This window comes from Actinomadura violacea (assembly GCF_017573465.1).
Taxonomy (GTDB): Bacteria; Actinomycetota; Actinomycetes; order Streptosporangiales; family Streptosporangiaceae; genus Spirillospora; species Spirillospora violacea.
Genome location: NZ_JAGEPF010000035.1, coordinates 1 through 14,884, shown reverse-complemented (window position 1 = coordinate 14,884; position 14,884 = coordinate 1). Strand labels below are relative to the sequence as shown.

Below are 14,884 nucleotides of genomic sequence, written 5' to 3'. Positions count from 1 at the left end.
CTCAGTGGTGGGCGCCGATGGTGCCGCCCTCGGTGCCGGTGACGATCGGCTCCTCGTCGTCCTCCCGGCCGCCTAGGACGACCTTGCCCGGGCGCCATCCGCGGCGCTTTCCCATGGGAACGACGATGCCGCACAGTGCAGCCAGTGCGGCGAGCCCTACGGCGCCGGCCGCGACGCCCACCGCCACGTCGGTGGTATGGCCGTCCGGGTGCGCCGGCGCCGCCAGTTTCGCCGGGCGCAGTGAGGGCTGTGTGGTCGCCGCTCCAGGCGCATCCTCTCCGGGCACTATCGCGGTGACGGCCTGCGTCGGGTTCACCATGCCGCGGCCTGTTCCGTCACCGACGTTGCCATCGGCGGTCGACAGAACGCGCCGGACGACCTGGTCCTGATGCAGACCGGGGTGGCTCGCACGCACCAGCGCCACGACACCTGATACGTACGCGGCGGCGAAGCTGGTCCCTTCGGCCTGCGGGTTGTAGCCGCCACCGGGCCAGGGAATGGTGAGGTCCTTGCCGGGCGCGCCGACGTCCACCCGGGACTGCAGCCCTGACGACTCGATGCGGTGACCGTCCTCGCCGAGCGACGCGACGGAGATGACGCCCGGATAGCTCGCCGGGTATGCGGGGCCGTCCTCCCCATCGTCCTTCGTGGCATTGCCCGCGGCGGCGACGACCACCGCATCGTGGTCCTGCGCGTAGCGGACCGCCTGCTCCAGGGCCGAGGACGGAGCGGCCGCTATGGACACGTTGATGACTTGAACGCCGGCGTCCGCCGCCCAACGGATCGCCGTGGGAAGGCGTTCGCCGCCGTGCTCGTCGCGGTCGGCGTTCTGCTGCTTGACGATGACGAGCCGGGCCGCGGGCGCCACACCGGCGAGCGGAACACCCTGGGAGTTCAGGTCGCGTCCGGCTATCAGCGCTGCAACGCCGGTGCCGTGGCCGGCGCAGTCCTTCTTGCCCGTCCCGGTGAGGTCGGTGTAGTCGGCGACGCGGCCGTCCAGCATCGGATGGCCGGTGTCCACACCGCTGTCAACGACGGCCACCTTTACGCCCTGTCCTTGGGTGAGGCCCCACACGCGCTGGAAGGCGAGTCGTTTCTGAGCCCACGACTCCTTGATCGTGCCGCGGTAGCCGCGGGGCAGGTCGCATGTCACCGGCGCCTGTGACGGCGGTGGCGGCGCGGTAGTCGACGGCTTGGGGGAGGTCTTGGCGGAAGGCTTGGTGGACGGCTTCGCCGTGGGCTTCGACGACGGCTTCTTGGACGGCGAGGTCTTGGACGGCGAGGTCTTCGGTGAAGGCTCCGCCATGGGACGTGCGGCCGCGGCGGCAGGGGCGGCGGCCGACGGCAAGGCCGGGTACGAGGACGCCAATAAGACACCGGCCGCAACGAGTCCGATCGCGCGCATCGCCTTCTCCCCCGGGGGCATGGGTGGCTCGGCGAACGACTGTAGAGGAATCCTTACGCGGTCGGCATCACGCCTGTACGAAGCCTGTCAAGAAGCACGCCGACGACGCCCTTGCGTCAGCCGCGCCGGTGCTCTTGCCTCAGCCGGACGGTCATCAGGACCGCCGCGATCACCGCGCCCAGGAGGAAGCCCACTAGGAAGCCGGTGCGCGAGCCTGCCGGCCCGAAGGCGATCCACCCGCCGCAGACCACGATGACGAAGGCGGCGTAGCAGGAGACGAAGGTGTAGAAGCGCTTGCTCTTGAAGAACCGCTTGGCGGGCGCATAGGTCGCTGCGCGGCGTTCGGCGACCAACCCGGCGGCGAACTCCTCTACGGGACCGAACTCCTCTTCGGGGGCCGCACCTGTCTCCGCTATGTGCGCCGCAAGGTCGTCCACCGTCCCCGATACCTCGTCCTCAGGGACGCCGCCGTCGCGCAGCCGTTCCGCGAGGTCGTCGAGATAGGGGGTGGTCATCGGGTCCCTCCTTGCGAGCACGGACGGAACGGGCGAGCGTCCGCCAGAGCCCCGCAGCTCAGCGGACGGGGACACAAACTAGCCGCTCCCGAGGACGACATCGGCAGGGCGAGAACCGGCCTTCAGGGCCCCGTGCACCGGGACATCCGTCGCTAAACGGAACGATCACTCGGAATAGCCAGAAGGATCTTGCGGTTGCAACTAGCGTGCGAACCCCGGCCGGCGGGGTAGCACGTACGCCACACGTCCACGACGACCCCCTTGGAGGCGGGCCATGCCCAGCAGCATCCTTCGGCCCCGTGTGAACCACGGGCACAAGCAGGTCAAGTCCACGTCGCTGCGCGCGCTCGCGGTCGCGGCGCGCCTGGAACGACACCACGCCCCGGAGGGCCCGCCGGGCCGCTCCGCGGGCCGGGACGAGCAGCCGCCGCCCGAGCGGCGCGCGCCGGACCCGGCCTGACCCACGGTCCGCGCGGCCACATCCGGCCGCCGCATCCGAAGCCCTCGCGCTCCCCCGCGAGGGCTTCGGCATACCAGGAGAAATAGCTAGATCAACCGTTTCGCGAACCGCATACCCTCGTGTGGCCATAGGCTTACGGGACGAAACGGAAGTAACGGGGAGCGAGTGGTGTGACGGACAGGACGATGCCGGACGCCCATCCGCTGCGGTCGGGCGACCCGACCGAGCTGGGCGGATACGAGATCCTGGGCCGCTTGGGAGAGGGCGGGCAGGGCGCGGTCTTCCTGGGCCGGCGCGCTGGCGCGGACGCCTCCGCCCGCCTCTCGGAGCACGTCGCGATCAAGCTACTGCACGGCGGGCTCACGGGGGACGAGTCCGCGCGGGCGCGGTTCGTGCGGGAGCTGGAGGTCGCCAAGCGCGTGGCCCGGTTCTGTACCGCGCAGGTCCTGGACGCCGATGTGGCGGGCGACCAGCCGTACATCGTCAGCGAGTACGTCCCGGGCTTGTCCCTGGCCTATGTGGTGCGCGAGGAGGGCCCCCGTACCGGCGGCGCGCTCGAGCGTCTCGCCATCAGCACGCTGACGGCGCTCACGGCGATCCACCAGGCCGGGATCGTGCATCGCGACTTCAAGCCGCACAACGTGATGATGGGGCCGGACGGTCCCCGTGTCATCGACTTCGGGGTGGCGCGCGCGCTGGGCGCCGCCGGCGAGACGCAGAACGTCGGTACGCCCGCCTACATGGCGCCCGAGCATTTCAGCGGCGGCGAGGTGGGACCGGCCTCGGACATGTTCGCCTGGGGCACGACCATGGTGTTCGCCGCCACCGGACGCCCCGCTTTCGGCAATGACGAGATGGCGACCGTCATGAACCGGATCCTCACCAGCGAGCCGTACCTCGGCGACCTGTCGGGGCCGATGCGCGACCTGGTGCTGGCGTGCCTGGCCAAGGAGCCCTCGCAGCGTCCCACCGCCCGGGAGGCGCAGGAACTTCTCGTAGGGGCGGCCAGTGGCACGTCCCAGGCGGGCGCTCCCGTGCCGCCCCTGCCCGCGTTCCCCGGCCTTCCCGTGGAGAACGCGACGCCGGGCCATGCCGGATCGACGGACCCGAACGCTCCGCCCTCGGTGATGGCAGGGGCGTTCCTGCCACCCGACCATGTCACCGACCCGGCCGGGCCGCAGAACAGGACCGCGCCGCAGCCGCCCTCGTACGGCGAGATGACGCTGCAGTCGGGCGACGCTCAGTACGGGCTCCCGCCGGCTCCTCCAGGCCCTCCTGGACCGTCCTACACGCAGCCGACGGGCGGCGGGAAGCGCGGACGTCTCGTGCCGATCGCGGCCGCGATCGCGGTGGCCGCGGTCGTGGTGGGCGGCGGCGCGGTATGGGCCGCTACGAGTTCGAGTGGGGGCGACCACAGCAACAAGGGTGTGGAGGCCTCCGACAAGGGCCCCGGCGCCGGGAACGGCTCGGCCGGCGCAGGCGGCGACACCGGATCGGCCAACGGCCCGGGGAAACCGAAGCAGCCCGGCCAGGGCAAGCCGCAGGGGCAGGGGAAGGGCCAGGACCCCGCCGGCCCTAACAAGAAGCCGGGCGACAAGCAGCAGCAACCGGGCGGCGGTACATCGCCCACCAAGGGCACCGGCGGCGGTGGCGGCGGAACCACGCCCGTCAATGAGCCGCCCAACAAGTACACGCCGCAGCAGGCATGCGGCAGTGGCTACAACGTGCAGCGCTCCGTTGCCGGTTCTGGGGGCGTCGCCTATCTGCTGTACAGCAACAGCACGAAGAAGAACTGCGCCGTCACGATGAAGACCAAGAACGTGGGCAAGGCCTCCGCGGTGTCGGTGTGGCTGCAGGCCAAGGGCGGCAGCCGCACGGGCGACAGCGGCTCGTTCGCGTGGTACGCGGGGCCTGTGTACGTGAAGGCTCCGGGCGTGTGCGTCCGGTTCGGAGGGAACGGCGCCACGGCCCCCTACGGCAACTGCGGCTGACGCCGGCGTCACAGACGAAAGGCCACCCTCGCGCCGGGGTGGCCTCTGATGCGTTCGCTTTTCGCCTGGGCGGACGGGTCGACGTGCGGTGCACCGTAGCCGACCCGCCGCGGTTTCGACGTGCCACGCGGTCGCTGAGCGCCGGGCGGCGTTGTTTGGCGGTTTTCCAGGAGTGTCAGTTGCGGGAGGCGATGAGATGGTCGAAGTCGCCGTCCTTGGCACCGAGGATGAGTGCCTCGATCTCCGGGCGGGTGTAGATGAGGGCCGGGCCCTCGGGGTGGCGGGAGTTGCGCATCGCGACCTGCCCACCGGGCAGCTCGGCGATCTCTACACAGTTCCCCTGGGAGTTGCTTCGACGGGACTTCAGCCACCGTGCCCCGTGGAGCTTGGTCGCGGGCATCCCGTTGTCGTAGTCGGTCTGGAGCATCATGTCTCTCTGAGAAAATCACCAAGAAGCTCGACGGTGCGTTCCGGGGTCGCACTGTCGACGCACAGGCGTTCCATCGCCTGCAGATAGGTGTCGACGTCGTCGCGCTTGTCCAGGTACATGGCGCCGGTGAGGTTCTCGACGTAAACCACGTCCGGCAGGTCCTGCTCGGGAAAGCGCAGGATCGTGAACGCCCCTCCCTCGGCGGCGTGGCCGCCGAACCTGAACGGCATGATCTGGATGGTGACGTTGGGCAGCTTCGACATCTCGATGAGGTGCTCGAACTGGCCCCGCATCACCTCCGGGCCCCCGATGGGGCGCCGCAGCGCCCCCTCGTCTATGACCGCCCACAGACGCGGGGCGTCCGGGCCGGTGAGCCGTTCCTGCCGTTGCAGGCGCAGTTCCACGCGCTGGTCGATCTCGTGTTCGGCGGCTCCGGCGTTGCCCAGGCGTATGACCGCACGCGCATACCCCTCCGACTGCAGCAGTCCCGGGACGAACTGCAGCTCATACGTGCGGATCAACGCCGCCGACTCCTCCAGGCCCACATAGGTCTGGAACCAGCCGGGCAGAACGTCGTTGTACCGGTGCCACCAACCGGGGGTGTTGGCCTCCCGCGCCAGCTGTATCAGCGCCTCGCGCTCGGCCTTGTCGCCGACGCCGTACAGCGTCAGCAGGTCGTCCACGTCGCGTTCTTTGAAGCTGACGCGCCCGAGCTCCAGGCGGCTGATCTTCGACTCCGACGCGCGGATGACGTAGCCGGCGTCCTGACGGGTCACGCCCTTCTGCTCGCGCAGACGGCGCAGTTGCGACCCGAGCAGGATCCGACGGACCGTCGACCCGCTTCCCGGCGTCTCTGGAGTCACGCCCAACCTCCCGGCTATTCGGCGGACAGCGAACCTAGTGTGCCACTGGCCTCCGTGTCCTGCGGTTACCTCCGATCACCCGCGTGCAACCCGGTCGCCCCGCACCCCCACAACCCGGATGCACGTGCATTGGGCCTTGCATTCGCACGCTACGATGCGCAGGATAACGCACGAGACTTCCGAGCCACGGCTGCACAACGAGATCACTCTGCGGGGTCCGGGGAATGACGTCACGCCATGCGCACGACGACACGCGGTGGGAGCTCGGCCCCCTCGTGGGGCCGGCGGTCCCACGGGACCAGGTCGTGCACTCGACGCCTGTACCCGAGTCGTGCGACCTTCCCGAGCGCCTGGACGCGGCCGTGACCGCGCTTACGGAGCTCGCGGGGCCGACGGTGTCCTTCGTGGTCCGGCCCGACCCGGAGTCGGTCACCGAGGCCCGGCACTTCGCTCTCTCCCGGCTTACCGACTGGGACCTGGCGGAACTGTCCGACGACGTGGGCCTGGTGGTCTCCGAACTCGTCACCAACGCGCTGCGGCACAGCGGCAGGGCGGTGTGCGGACGGCCGGGCGACGACGTGCACCGCGAGGGCGTGTACGACGACCCGGCCGACCCGCTGGGGTCGGCCCCGTCCGCGATCCGGCTGCGCCTCGTGCACAAGAAGCCCTGGCTGCTCTGCGGAATCATGGACGCGAGCCAGTCCGCACCGCGCCGCAAGGAACCCGACTACATAGCCGAGACAGGCCGCGGGCTACATCTGGTCGAATCGTTCAGCGTCCGGTGGGGGTGGCGCACGCTCTCCCACGGGAAGGTCGTATGGGCGCTGTTCCGTTCCCCGTGAGCGAGCCCGAGGGATAACGCCCCGCCCCACTGGGTATAGGGGACTGTCCCCCGACGAGCGGCAGAGAAGGAGCACCGGTGGACTTCGCCGTCGAGCACCGCGTCGAACAAGGCCTCACCGTCGTGAAGATCAGTGGTGAGATCGACGTCTTCACCAGCCCCCGGCTGCGCGAGGAGCTGCTCGGCATCATCGACAGCGGCGGACTGCACCTGGTGATCGACCTGGGCGAGGTCACCTTCCTGGACTCCACCGGCCTCGGCGTCCTGGTCGGCATCTATCACCGGCTCCGCGCGCGCGACGGCTCCATGTCGTTCATGGGGGTGAACGACCGGGTCCGGCGCGTCTTCCACGTCACGCAGCTCACCAAGATCTTCGTGCTGCACCGGTCGCTGGAGGACGCCATCGCGGCCCACGAGGCCCCCGCGTCCTGACCGCCGCACCCCGTCCGCTCCCGGTTCACCGCGCAGGGGGCGCTGACCACCGCTTTTCCCGACCGGCTTGAGGGTCTTCCTCCCGGTTTCAGGGGTGCTCCGCGGCGGAGTTATCCACAGTTCGCCGCGAAGGCGCCGGGCCCGGGCTCAACCGGTACGGTGAGTCAGAGATCAAGCCCGCCGCCTGGGCACGGCCCACCGACGCGCGCGGTGCTGTCCGCCAGCCGATCATCGAACGGACGGGAGCGCTCCGTGGCAGAACAGCCGCTGCATGAGCACACGCTCGGCAATGGCCTGCGCGTGGTGGTCTGCGAGGACCATGTCGTACCGCTGGCAGCCGTGAACATCTGGTACGGCGTCGGCTCGCGGCACGAGCGGGCCGGCCGCACCGGGCTCGCCCACCTCTTCGAGCACCTGATGTTCCAGGGCTCGGCCAACGTCGCCGAAGGCGAGCACGCCGCGCTGCTGGAGAGCGCCGGCGCCGCGTTCAACGCCAGCACCTCGTTCGAACGCACCAACTACTACGAGACCGTCCCCATCAGCCACCTGGAACTGGCCCTGTGGCTGGAGGCCGACCGGATGGGCACGCTGCCCGCCGCGCTCACGCAGGCCAACCTCGACAACCAGCGCGACGTGGTGAAGAACGAGCGCCGCCAGCGCTACGACAACCAGCCCTACGGCACCGCGTTCGAGCGGCTGTGCGCCCTCACCTTCCCCCAAGGGCACCCCTACGCGCACACCCCGATCGGGTCCATGGAGGACCTGGACGCCACCACCCTCGAAGACTGCGCCGACTTCTTCGGGACCTGGTACGCGCCGGGCAACGCCGTCCTGTCCGTCGTCGGGGACGTCGACGCGGAGAAGACCATCGCGGCGGTCGAGCGATACTTCGGCGGCATCCCCGCCGGCCCGCAGAAGCCGCTCCCGCGGCCCGGCGACCTCGCACCCCTCGCGGGCGTGAGCGGCGAAACCCTCGACGAGGACGTCCCTTCCCCCGCGTACTTCGCCATGTTCACGCTGCCCTCCGACGGCGGCGACGACATCGAGGCGGCCGAGCTCGCGGTGGAGATCCTCGGTGGCGGCTCCGGCTCGCGGCTCTACGACCGGATGGTCCGCCGCGACCAGATCGCCACGGAGGTCTGGGCCGGGGTGACCCGGCTGGCCTCCGGCCAGTCGCTCGCGATCGTGGACGCCATCGGGCCGGAACCGGACAAGATCGCCGCCGTGCTGGACGAGGAGCTCAGCCGGTTCGCCGCCGACGGCCCCGACGCCGACGAGACCGCCCGCGCCACGGCGCAGGCCGAGCGCGGCTTCCTGGAGCAGACCGAGACGGTCACCGGGCTGGCCAACGCGCTCTCCCAGAACGCCACCCAGTTCGACGACCCCGCCCGGGTCTTCACCGCCCCCGGGCGGGCCGCGGCCGTCACCGCGGACGCGATCAAGGAGATGGCGGGCCGCTGGCTCGCCCCGGGCGGCCGCACCGCCCTGACCTACGGAGGTACGCCGTCGTGACCGGTCCCAGCCCCGACCTGCCTCCCGGTACCGCGGGCCTCGCGCTCCAGCCCCGCCCGGTGCCCGGGCCGGTCCCGCCGTGGGCGTTCCCGGCCGGCACCGCGGGCCGGGTCCCCGCCGGGCCCGGCACCCTGCGGGTCGACCTGCCCGGCCGCAGCCTCGCCGCGGTCCGGCTCGTCCTGCACTCGGGCGCCGGCCGCGAGCCCGGCGGCCTGGACGGCGTCGCCACGCTCACCGCCCACGCGCTGCTGGAGGGCACCGAGCCCGGCGGCGGCACCGCGCTCACCGCCGCGTTCGAGCGGCTCGGCGCCAGCCTCTACGCCTCCGCCGACCTGACCGCGCTGCGGATCGCGCTGGACGTCCCGGTGACCCGGCTCGGCCCGGCCCTCGAACTGTTCTCCTCGGTCGTGCGCCGTCCCGCGCTGGACGACGCCGACGTGCGCCGCCTCGTCCGCGAGCGGCTCGAGGAGATCGCCCAGGAGGACGCCGACCCCGGCACCCGCGCCATGCGCGAGCTGCGCGCGGTGATGTTCCCCGCCGAGGCCCGCGCGTCCCGGCCGACCGGAGGCACCCGCACCTCGGTCGGCACGCTCCAGGGCTCCGACATCCGCGCCTTCTACGGCTCGGTGGTGCCCGCAGAGGCCACCGCCGTCGTGGCGGGCGACCTGTCGGGCACCGAGGCCGACGCGGCCCTCACCGCCGCTCTGGAAGGCTGGGCCGGCACCGGCGGGCCGCTCCCGACCGCCGACCGGATCATGCCCGAGTCCGCCGCCAGGATCGTCGTCGTGGACCGTCCCGGCTCCGTCCAGACCTACCTCGCCCTCGGGCACGGCGTGCCGGACCGCTCCCACCACGACTGGCCGTCCCTGGTGGTCGCCTCCCACGTGCTGGGCGGCGGCCTGACGTCCCGGCTCAACGCGGTACTGCGCGAGGAGAAGGGCTACACCTACGGTGTGCGCGCGGGACTGCTGCGCATGCGGCACTGCGGGCTGTTCATCACCCAGGGCGCCGTGCACACCGAGGTCACCGCCGACGCGGTCGCGGACGCCCTGACCGAACTGCGCAGCATCATCTCCCGGGGCATCGACGCCGAGGAGCACGGTTCGTCCGTCCGCGCCCTGGCGGACCGGGCGCCCGCCGAGTACGAGACGTCCCGCGCCGTCGCCGCCGAACTCGCCGACGCGTCCGCCAGCGGGCTCGGAGCCGACTACCCCAGCAACTACCTGGCGGCCGTACGGGCGTCCACCCCGGACGGTGTGGCCCGCGCCTACAACAAGCACATCGACCCCGAGGCGCTCACCATCATCGCCGTGGGCGATGCCGCGCAGATCCGCGAACCGCTGGAGAAGCTCGGCTACGCCCCCGTCACCGTCACGTCGAAGGAGGAGTGACCGCCTGCCCGCCCTCGCCCCGTCCGGCGGCCCTCGGGCACGGACCGCGGGGGTAGGCGAACCGATGGCATGGTGGAGTCCGTCTGACATTCGCGGGGGGTGCACCCCCCGCGCGTCGGGAGAAGGGAACGGCCGGTGTCCTACGGGCAGATGGCAGGCGGACCGTCCGTCGACACGATCCTCGCCGAGCCGAACTGCAAGCCGGGCGGCGTGGTGGCGGGCAAGGTCCACGTGCGCGGCGGGGACCGTCCCCTCGAGGTACGGCACGTCACGCTGGCGCTGATGCCGCGGATGCGCGACGGCCATGGTGAGACGGCCGGGCCGGAGGTCTATCGCGGCGCGCTGACCCGCCGCTTCACGCTGGACCCCGCGCGGCAGCGCGACCTGTCGTTCTCCATCCCGCTGCCGTACGAGCTGCCGTTCACCACCGTCCTCGGACGGGAACTGCCCGGCTTCACCATCGGGCTGTGCACCGAGGTGGACGTGGCCGGACAGCCCGACCCCGGCGACATCGACCCCATCTCGGTGGAGCCGCTGGAATCCCAGCAGTGGGTGCTGGCCGCCATCGCGAAGCTCGGCTTCCAGATCAGGCACGTCACGTTCGAGGAATCCGAACTGCGCGGCGTCGCCCGGCACCTGCCGTTCCACCAGGAGATCCACCTCGCGCCGCCGTCCGCCTTCCACGGCCGGCTCGAGCAGGTCGGGCTGACCTTCGTCGCCAGCCCGCGGGAGGTGGCCTTCGTCCTGCGCGCCGAGGACCGTACCGCCCCGTCCGACGAGGCGTTCGGCGTGTTCAAGGTCGGGCACGCCGAAGCCGCCGAGACGGACTGGAACGCCAGGATCGGCAAGTGGCTCGAGGAGGCCGCCGCGCTCCCGCGGGCCGCCCACGCGAGCCCGCCGCCACCCGGTGGCGCCGGCTACGGCGGTCAGGCGGCCTTCCCACCGCCGCCGCCCTCGCCCGGACAGCCCGCGCCCGGTCCGGCGTCCCCGGGCAACGCCTACGGCAACGCACAGTTCCCACCCCCCGCGCCCGCTCCCGGTAGTCCACAGAACCCGGGCCACGCGGCCGCCGCCTCGCCCTTCCCACCGCCGGGCGCTCCCGGCGCGGGCTACCCGGGCTCGGGCGCCCCAGGGCCGTCAGGGCCCGGCTTCCCGCCACCTCCGCCCGGCCAGTTCGGACGGCCCACGCCCGGCGCCCCGCCGGCCCCAGGCGGCCACGGCGGAGCGCATCCGTACCCACCCGGCGCGCCGGCCCCGGGCGCCCATGGCGCAGCGCCCGCGTACCCACCTGGCTCCCCGAGCCCCGCCCCGGCCGGGCAAGGGTTCCCGCCTCCGCCTCCTGGTCAGGGCTTCGCATCGCCACCCGGTTCCGGCATGGGAGGCCACGGCGCGACGCCCGCGTATTCGCCGCCGGGCGGCCCCGCGTATTCGCCGCCGGGCGGCCCCGCGTATTCGCCGCCGGGCGGCCCCGCGTATTCGCCGCCGGGCGGCCCCGCGTATTCGCCGCCGGGCGGCCCCGCGTATTCGCCGCCGGGCGGCCCCGCGTATTCGCCGCCGGGCGGCCCTGGGCATCCGCCGCAAGGCGCACCTCCGGCAGGCCAGGGCAGCCCGTTCCCGCCGCCTCCCCCCGGAGCCGCGAACCATGGCCAATCGCCCGGCTTCCCGTCGGGCCCGGCACCCCACGGCGCCACTCCCGGCTTCCCACCACCCGGCAACGCGCCAAGCCCCGGAATGCCACCGAGCGCCCCCGGCCAGCACGCCGCCGCACCCGGCGGCCCCGCCCCCTACCCGCCGCATGCGACCCCCGCACCCGGACACGGTGCCCCGCCAGGCCCGCCGCCCGCTCCGGCGGGTCCGCCCCCGCCGGCGCCAGGCGGTCCCATGCACTACGGCCCCGGCGAGCCACCACTCGCACCACCCGGCCCCCTGCCGTATGCGCCCCCCGTCCACATTCACCACGGCCATCATGGGCACCACGGTCACCACCACTATGGGCCCGGTATCGCCACCGCCGGCCTGGTCGGCGGCGCGGTGGTCGCGGGCGTCGCCGGAGGCATGGCCCTGGATGCCATGGGCGACGTGGCCGGTGACATCGCAGGCGACGTCGCCGCGGACGTCCTGGGCGGCCTACTGGGCGGCCTCTTCGGCTGACCTCCCCCACCCCTGCCACCCGCCGCACCCGGCCGCGCCGCCCCTGCCCGCCGCACGCGGCCCGCACCCGGACATGGCGGGCGTTTGGGACTGGTTGTCGTGCGGGCTCGGCCAATCGGGTTCCGGATGGTTAGGGTCGAGAGGGCAGCCCGCCTCCCGAGGAGTCACATGACCACCGTGATCCTGGTCCTGCTCTGCCTTGCGATCGCCGGACGCGAGCTCTACCTGGCCTCCGACAAGCGGCTCCCGCAAGCACAGGCGGACGTGCGCGAACTGCGCGCCCAACTGTCCGAGCTCGTCAAACGGCACGAGGCGCTCAGGACGGAGGTCGCGGCGGCGGCGGAGCCGTCCGGGATCCCGATCCCGCAGCCGCTGCCCGACGGTGCGTCCGCGGAGGTCTTCGACCGGCTGGAGGCCTTCTCCGGGCGGGTCGACCGGCTGGAGAAGGAGACCGCCGACCTCGCCGGGGAGCTGGCCGGGCTCGGCCTCGACCGGGAGGCGCAGCACGCGCTCGCCCGCTCCCTCGACACGGTGGAGCAGGACGTGCGGGAGCTGCACCGGGAGATGCTCGAACGCGTCGACCGTGAGGAGGGCGTCGTCCCCGGGATCCTGCTCAGCGAGGAAGGGGAGGCGGAGGCGCTGCTCGCCGACGCGTACGAGCGGTGCGCCGCCGAGTGGGGGCTGCGCGTCCGCGTCCGCGACCAGCGGTCCCCGCAGGCGGCCGACGGCTCGTACCTCGGGACGGTCTACCACCTGTCCGGGCGCCGGCCCGACGCGGTGGCCGAAGACCTGTTGGCGCAGGTCACAAGCCTGGCCGGTGCGGACGGCCCGAGTGCGTTGAGCGCCCTCGTCAGCGAGCTGGCGCACCTGCGGGGCGGCGGTATCGCGCGGTTCGGCCGGTTCACCGTCGTCCGGACGCCGAGCACGCTGCTCTGCGGCGTCCTGCCGGACCAGGCGCCCGCCGAGCCGTGGGAGCTCGCAGGCCTTCTCCGCGAGCTCCCCGAGGATCGGCGGGCCGACCTGTCCCGGCTCCTGCCGGACGAGTGATCAGGGCCGGACGAACCGCGGCGGGGCGTCGTCCGTCCGGTCGACGCCGAACGCGAGCAGGCAGCGGGGCGCGTGCCCGGGGTCGGTCTGCAGGCACAGCCCGACGCCGAGATCGGGGTCGATGACCACGACGCGCCGCAGCGCGCGCAGCGCGCGCCGGGCGCGGGCCCGCGTCCGCGGCCGCGACGGCTCGTGCAGCGTGTTCGTGACGACGCGTCCCGCATAACGCCAGAGGGTCAGCGAATCGAGGACCCGCACGCCCGCCGAGGTGAGGTTCGCGACGATGACGACGCCGCTGTCATCGTCCTCCCCCATGCCGGACGTGGTCGTCAGCGCCGCGTCGTCCGGCAGGTCGCGGGGCGCCCTCGGGCCGCCGACCGCGCGGTGGTAGCGCAGCGGGTCGAGGGTGTCGATCACGAACGCCCCCGCGTACGGCCTGGACGCCCGCGGCTGCGCGGGGCGTGCCCGCATCGGCGTCCGCGGGGCGTTCCGCGCGTTCAGATGGGCGCTGAGGTCGAAGACCATGCCCGCGTCGTCGAGCCACGTGGGCAGGCCCAGCTTCGATGACGCGGTGCGGTCGAGGCCGTCGGTCATGCCGCGGATCTCGTCGGCGCGCCCCGACAGCGCCGCCGCCATGCCCAGCCCGGGGAAGGCGCCCTCCAGGACGGCGAGCATCGCCCGCCATGTGGTGCTCCCGACGAACTCGACCATGAACGCGTCGGCGAGCGCCCTGCGGCGTCCGGGATCGGTCATGGGCCCCGGTTCCGGGATCGGCTCTGCTGCGGGCACGGGCCGCGGCGCCAGCGCGGCGGTAGGCGGCTGCCGGCGAGCGGGTTCGGGCCTTGTCGCGTCCGGTTTCGTCAGGGAGGGCGGTGGTTCGGCGGACAGCCCCTTCCCTGGCAGGAAGGGTTCGTCCGTGTCGCCGCCGGGGCGTTCATGCCTGCCGGCAGCCCGCGTCGCCGCGGGGCCTTCCGGTGCTCCCGCCTGCAGACCGCCCGGTTTCCGGACGACCCATCGCTCGGGTTCGTCGTCCGTCGCCGCGCCGGGGACTTCGTCCTCCGGCACCGGGACGCCCGTCCCGTGCGGCGCCCACTGCGGCGTCTCCGGACGGCCGCCAGACGGCCCGTCCGATGGAGTATGCGGCACCCAGCCTGGGGTTCCCTCGGATGAAGGCACCTCGGTCGCCCTGTACGGCGGATAGGGCTCCCCGGAGCCCTCCGCCTCGGAGGACGACTCCCCCGGCGCGTGCGCGGCCCATTCTGTCGCAGGGGGCCCATGAGGTGAGCTGCCCGCGGGACGTGCCGTCGGTTGGTCGGTAGAAGGGGGCGCTGTTCGGGAGCGCGGGTCGTGGGGCGTCCAGGGTGCCGGGCCGGTCGACGGCTCTGCTGGGGCACCGGACGTCCGTCCCGCAGGGCCGGGGAGCGGCGGGGTTGCGGAGGAGCCGGGCGCAGGTCGCGGGATCGGGTCGTGAGGTGTCCATGGTGTGGGACCGGTGGGCGGCTCTGCGGGCTCGCGCGATGACGGTCCTGTCGCGGGCTCGGCAGGCGGCTCCGCCGGGGGGCCTGCGGGCTCACCGAGTGGGCGGCTCGCTGGGCCTGACGGTGTGGCGGCCGGTCGGGCGATCGGGTCTTGGCGCGTCCATGACGGCGGCGTCGAACCCGCCGGGGGCTCGGGCGGTGGACCTGCGGGCCCGCTCTCCGGGCGCGGGGCCGGGTGGTCGGTGGAGGGGGCTACCGGGGGGTGGGGCGTCCACGGTGCAGCACCCGGCGGAGGTGGTGGAGCAGCCGGCGACTGGTCTGCGGGGGCAGGGCCGGGTGGGGGGACGGCGGGGTGGGGCGTCCAAGCG

At 73.0% G+C, this 14,884-nt stretch carries 13 protein-coding genes; 8 read left to right on the top strand and 5 right to left on the bottom strand.

Going from position 1 to position 14,884, the window contains the following annotated elements:
• Position 1 precedes the first annotated feature (1 nt).
• Positions 2-1,405, bottom strand: a complete 1,404-nt coding sequence (locus J4709_RS43180) for a S8 family serine peptidase (protein ID WP_208250885.1) — start codon at positions 1,403-1,405, stop codon at positions 2-4.
• A gap of 116 nt (positions 1,406-1,521) precedes the next feature.
• Positions 1,522-1,920, bottom strand: a complete 399-nt coding sequence (locus J4709_RS43175; protein WP_208250884.1) for an HAAS signaling domain-containing protein — start codon at positions 1,918-1,920, stop codon at positions 1,522-1,524.
• Between the two features lie 274 nt (positions 1,921-2,194).
• On the opposite strand from J4709_RS43175, the gene J4709_RS43170 reads away from it, so the two are divergent.
• On the top strand, positions 2,195-2,380 hold the full coding sequence (locus J4709_RS43170) for a hypothetical protein (protein WP_208250883.1): 186 nt from the start codon (positions 2,195-2,197) through the stop codon (positions 2,378-2,380).
• Between the two features lie 170 nt (positions 2,381-2,550).
• The gene (locus J4709_RS43165) at positions 2,551-4,371 is read left to right on the top strand and encodes a serine/threonine protein kinase (RefSeq protein ID WP_307802050.1); all 1,821 of its coding nucleotides are present in this window, start codon (positions 2,551-2,553) and stop codon (positions 4,369-4,371) included.
• A 175-nt stretch (positions 4,372-4,546) separates the two neighbouring features.
• On the opposite strand, the gene J4709_RS43160 is transcribed toward J4709_RS43165, so the two are convergent.
• Both J4709_RS43160 and J4709_RS43155 read right to left on the bottom strand, forming a co-directional pair.
• Complete coding sequence (locus tag J4709_RS43160) at positions 4,547-4,801, bottom strand: DUF397 domain-containing protein (RefSeq protein WP_372442232.1); 255 nt, start codon at positions 4,799-4,801, stop codon at positions 4,547-4,549.
• Positions 4,798-5,664, bottom strand: coding sequence for a Sco1979 family transcriptional regulator (locus J4709_RS43155; protein WP_173096572.1), 867 nt, complete (start codon positions 5,662-5,664; stop codon positions 4,798-4,800). The genes J4709_RS43160 and J4709_RS43155 overlap by 4 nt, the downstream gene beginning before the upstream one ends.
• Positions 5,665-5,888: 224 nt before the next feature.
• Here J4709_RS43155 and J4709_RS43150 point away from each other — a divergent pair, with 224 nt between their 5' ends.
• From J4709_RS43150 to J4709_RS43125, 6 genes are all read left to right on the top strand, one after another.
• Positions 5,889-6,506, top strand: coding sequence for an ATP-binding protein (locus J4709_RS43150; RefSeq protein WP_232384929.1), 618 nt, complete (start codon positions 5,889-5,891; stop codon positions 6,504-6,506).
• Positions 6,507-6,583: 77 nt separating this feature from the next.
• Entirely contained in the window at positions 6,584-6,937 is a 354-nt protein-coding gene (locus tag J4709_RS43145) for an STAS domain-containing protein (RefSeq protein ID WP_208250882.1), read from the top strand.
• Positions 6,938-7,189: 252 nt separating this feature from the next.
• Positions 7,190-8,449, top strand: a complete 1,260-nt coding sequence (locus J4709_RS43140) for a M16 family metallopeptidase (protein WP_208250881.1) — start codon at positions 7,190-7,192, stop codon at positions 8,447-8,449.
• Positions 8,446-9,840 (top strand): M16 family metallopeptidase, encoded by a 1,395-nt coding sequence (locus tag J4709_RS43135; protein WP_307802049.1) that lies wholly within the window; start codon positions 8,446-8,448, stop codon positions 9,838-9,840. The genes J4709_RS43140 and J4709_RS43135 overlap by 4 nt, the downstream gene beginning before the upstream one ends.
• Positions 9,841-9,975: 135 nt before the next feature.
• Positions 9,976-11,991: a sporulation protein gene (locus J4709_RS55185; RefSeq protein ID WP_208250880.1), complete on the top strand. Its 2,016-nt coding sequence runs from the start codon at positions 9,976-9,978 to the stop codon at positions 11,989-11,991.
• Positions 11,992-12,159: 168 nt separating this feature from the next.
• A complete protein-coding gene (locus tag J4709_RS43125) occupies positions 12,160-13,038 on the top strand; it encodes a hypothetical protein (RefSeq protein WP_208250879.1) in 879 nt (292 codons plus the stop codon).
• Here the strand turns inward: J4709_RS43125 and J4709_RS43120 are convergent, their stop codons facing one another.
• On the bottom strand, positions 13,039-13,791 hold the full coding sequence (locus J4709_RS43120; RefSeq protein ID WP_208250878.1) for a hypothetical protein: 753 nt from the start codon (positions 13,789-13,791) through the stop codon (positions 13,039-13,041). It lies immediately after the preceding gene.
• Between the last annotated feature and the right edge of the window lie 1,093 nt (positions 13,792-14,884).

What these genes read in the sequence shown, in the direction of transcription:
- J4709_RS43120 (WP_208250878.1), bottom strand. Translation starts at nt 13,791, where the DNA reads ATGACCGATCCCGGACGCCGCAGGGCGCTCGCCGACGCGTTCATGGTC.
- J4709_RS43150 (WP_232384929.1), top strand. Translation starts at nt 5,889, where the DNA reads ATGACGTCACGCCATGCGCACGACGACACGCGGTGGGAGCTCGGCCCC.
- J4709_RS43125 (WP_208250879.1), top strand. Translation starts at nt 12,160, where the DNA reads ATGACCACCGTGATCCTGGTCCTGCTCTGCCTTGCGATCGCCGGACGC.
- J4709_RS43160 (WP_372442232.1), bottom strand. Translation starts at nt 4,801, where the DNA reads ATGATGCTCCAGACCGACTACGACAACGGGATGCCCGCGACCAAGCTC.
- J4709_RS43175 (WP_208250884.1), bottom strand. Translation starts at nt 1,920, where the DNA reads ATGACCACCCCCTATCTCGACGACCTCGCGGAACGGCTGCGCGACGGC.
- J4709_RS43180 (WP_208250885.1), bottom strand. Translation starts at nt 1,405, where the DNA reads ATGCGCGCGATCGGACTCGTTGCGGCCGGTGTCTTATTGGCGTCCTCG.
- J4709_RS43170 (WP_208250883.1), top strand. Translation starts at nt 2,195, where the DNA reads ATGCCCAGCAGCATCCTTCGGCCCCGTGTGAACCACGGGCACAAGCAG.